Annotated in this window: 1 protein-coding gene; it reads left to right on the top strand. The window is 72.7% G+C overall.

Features of this window, described 5'->3' with window-relative positions; genetic code table 11:
- A partial coding sequence (locus AC1D01_RS36385; RefSeq protein ID WP_477874627.1) for a glucokinase occupies nt 1-992 on the top strand: 992 nt, incomplete at both ends.

Here is a 992-nt window from a genome sequence, read left to right on the forward strand (position 1 = left end):
ACTTCACGGCGCTGGCGATGGCGATTCCCGGCGTCGGCCCGCACGGCCGGCTGAAGGTGGGCGGCGGCGCGCCGCAGGCCAACGGCGTGATCGGGCTGCTCGGGCCGGGCACCGGGCTCGGCGTGTCGGGGTTGATCCCGTCCGGCGACCGCTGGACCACGCTCGCCACCGAGGGCGGCCACGTCAACTTCGCGCCCAGCGACGAGCGCGAGATGCGCGTGCTGCAGCACGCCTGGAAGAGCATGTCGCGGGTGTCGGCCGAGCGGCTGATCTCGGGGCCGGGCATCGAGCTGATCCACCAGGCCCTGCACCCGGCGCCGGGCGGCGGGCGCGAGCTGACGACCGCCGAGATCGTGCAGCGCGCGCTGCAGCACGACGCCGCCTGCCTGGAGACGCTGGAGGTGTTCAGCGGGATGCTGGGCTCGATGGCCTCGGACGTGGCGCTGACGCTCGGCGCCACCGGCGGCATGTACGTCGGCGGCGGCATCGTGCCGCGGCTCGGGCCGCTCTTCGCGCAGGCCGTCTTCCGCGAGCGCTTCGAGGCCAAGGGCCGCATGAGCGACTACGTGGCGCGCATCCCGACCTACCTGCTGACGGCCGAGAACCTGGCGTTCCAGGGCGTCTCGACGCTGCTGTCCGACCACGTGCCCGACGCCGACGGCAGCCACCCGCTGCTCGAACGCGTGCGCGCCTCGGTGACGACGCTGTCGCCGGCCGAGCGGCGTGTCGCGAACTTCGTGCTCGACAACCCACGCACCGCGCTGAACGACCCGATCGCGCTGATCGCACAAGGCGCCGAGGTGAGCCAGCCGACGGTGATCCGCTTCTGCCGCTCGCTCGGTTTCCAGGGGCTGGCGGATTTCAAGCTGAAGCTCGGCTCGGGGCTGACCGGGACGCTGCCGGTGCAGCGCACGCAGGTGCGCCGCCAGGACGGCACCGCCGACCTGTGCGCCAAGGTGCTGGACAACACGATCTCGGCCATCGTGCAGTTC

The sequence above is a fragment of the Rhizobacter sp. P3_B12 genome (genome assembly GCF_056402895.1).